We start from the raw sequence: 2,352 nt of genomic DNA, 5'->3' as shown, positions 1-2,352 counted from the left end.
AGCCAATTCCCTTCGATTTTTCAATACAAATCTCGCTGGTGTCAACGATCACTATGAAGTAGTTGTCATCCTTTCAGCTACTTCAAATGTTATTGTTAACCATTTCGGAGTAGCTGGGGATGTACCGCAAGATGGTAACATCGTTCTGGATCGTGACTTTATTTCAATTACGTTATAACATGTTATAAAAAAGCGCCCATAATTGGGCGCTTTTTTATTGCACAGTATTATCTATTTGTCTTTGTAAATGCCTATAAGTGCTTATATATCAACGTTTATGGATACATCAGCATAGGACCATACCGTTCATCTCAATTGTTGAACTAACGGGCAGGCTAACGTGGAAATATCTTGAATACATTTTAATGGAGAAATCTCAATAAATTAGAGGAACATAATGGGGACAGATATTCATTGTTTTGTAGAAGAGAAAGTGTATCGATATGAAGGCGTAAACCGAATGAGCAAATGGATATTGGTTGATAAATGGACAAATAGCAGTTATGCGATTCTTTAACTTTCACCAAGCAAATCAGTTTACAACAAGGTATCCTATGACGCGAGGAGTGAATACGAATTGGGTTGCCTTGTTCAAAGCTCCATTCGTACCTACCAGGAATCCAACCGTCTCCAAATTTAATTTCGATGTAACTGCCTGCATACACAGGCTCACGGCCGACGAAATGTCGAAGTCCTCCCTCGCCGCTATGACCAAGTATAATCGATCCCTCGATTACCCCCTCTTTCTTTGATTGTGGTATCATCGGATCTTTTTCCCCAACCCATCTTTTCACTTTAAGTTCATAGCTTGGAACGGGCTCCAACCAGTCCGCATCTGAGTAATACAATCCAGTATGATTACCAAATTGGTATTGGTTTGGTGTAAATAGAATCCTAATTTCATTGAATGGTGGTACGCGTACTATCTCTTTCCCAACATCCGGATAGCGACGCTCTATCAGACCAGACCAAACTTCGGATATAAACGAATCGTTATCTTTGAGTTCATATAGTGGCAGTGTATCCATAAAGTCAGATCGTCTTTTTCCTGCCGCCTTGGCATCTTCTTCTTTTTGCCTTGCTCCTGCGTACGGATTGAGCAGATAAAGCCCAAAGTGATAAAGGTGTATATCAATTTCGTTATTAATGAGCTTGTCTACGAGGATCTTCAGGACTTTTAGGCGATCACTTTTYGTATTTGTGGAGATGAGCAGAAAATTCACGTTCATCAAGTTTTGAAAGAAAGTCGCAGAATACTGGTACACGTATTGTTGGCCATTAATACCCTTACCCCTTATTCAGATAATCAAAGGCCAAACCGCACCGGCTTTACCATCCATTCCTCTTTCCATAATCCTCTGTACTTCCGTTCTCTCTCCTGAGCTGCTTCGTAGTCGTACCATGAATAACCAAAACCTTGAATAATACGGTTATTACAGCTGCATTCGCAAATTTGGTTTAAAGACCCCTTTGCCTTCCGAAAATCCTTTATATATAACTTAGGCATCATATTACCACAGCGTGCTCATTCAAATGTCATTCCCCGTTTTGTTATTACCGCCTTCCTGTTCTGCGATGGCGGTGCTAAACATTCCTCAAGCGTTATCATTTCCATCCCAACACCACCTATTTCTTAGTTGCACCTATAATCAATCATGTCTCTACACAAGTTTCTTTTCCGCAAATAGGGCAATACCTAACAGCTGGCTCACTGATATCAATCAGGTGATCAGTATCTAAAATTTCAAATGACGCTTTGCAATTTGTGCAATCGAAGTTCACATTCAATCCCCCTCATGTATTTGGATATTCATTCAACTTTGTCTCATAAATCGTTCACACTTATTGTCCTATCCTTTTATATAAGGCTAGTATCATTCAGGAACAAACATCCAATCACTCAATTCTATCAATACATACTCTACATGGTAGTCAAAAACAGGGAGGTGAAGTGAATAATGCACAATAACCTTGGTACGATTCTGGTGCTTTTCATTCTATTAGTAATCATCGCTTGTAGCTGCAACGTCTTCCGCCACCATGACAATTACTAATCCCATAGACGTAAACTGTGTACGCTAACTTTTACAATTCACTAAGACTTAAGGAGGTAAATTGAATAATGCACAATAACCTTGGTACGATTCTGGTGCTTTTCATTCTATTAGTGATTATTGCTTGTAGTTGTGGCGTCCTCGGCCGCAACGAGAAAAGAGAAGATAGACGAGAAGATAGAAAAGATGAAAGAAGAGTTGAAGGCATCAATACAGGCTGCAACTACTGAGAGTATTAATTTTGAAGTTCGATCAACTTTCACCTTTTTACAAAAATAAAATACGATCTATTCAGAAG

The 2,352-nt window shown here is 39.3% G+C and carries 3 protein-coding genes; 2 read left to right on the top strand and 1 reads right to left on the bottom strand.

Annotated elements, in window-relative coordinates:
• Nucleotides 1–362 precede the first annotated feature (362 nt).
• Nucleotides 363–1,265: a hypothetical protein gene (locus AC1DSE_RS34220; RefSeq protein ID WP_477512964.1), complete on the bottom strand. Its 903-nt coding sequence runs from the start codon at nt 1,263–1,265 to the stop codon at nt 363–365.
• 693 nt (nt 1,266–1,958) lie between these two features.
• On the opposite strand from AC1DSE_RS34220, the gene yjcZ reads away from it, so the two are divergent.
• Both yjcZ and AC1DSE_RS34210 read left to right on the top strand, forming a co-directional pair.
• Nucleotides 1,959–2,054, top strand: a complete 96-nt coding sequence (gene yjcZ / locus AC1DSE_RS34215) for a sporulation protein YjcZ (protein ID WP_477512965.1) — start codon at nt 1,959–1,961, stop codon at nt 2,052–2,054.
• 68 nt (nt 2,055–2,122) lie between these two features.
• Nucleotides 2,123–2,284, top strand: a complete 162-nt coding sequence (locus tag AC1DSE_RS34210; protein ID WP_477512966.1) for a hypothetical protein — start codon at nt 2,123–2,125, stop codon at nt 2,282–2,284.
• Nucleotides 2,285–2,352: the final 68 nt, after the last annotated feature.

Source organism: Paenibacillus sp. 01L418 (assembly GCF_056400045.1).
The sequence above is the reverse complement of the archived record's forward strand: the minus strand, read 5'-3'. Positions and strand labels throughout refer to the sequence as shown.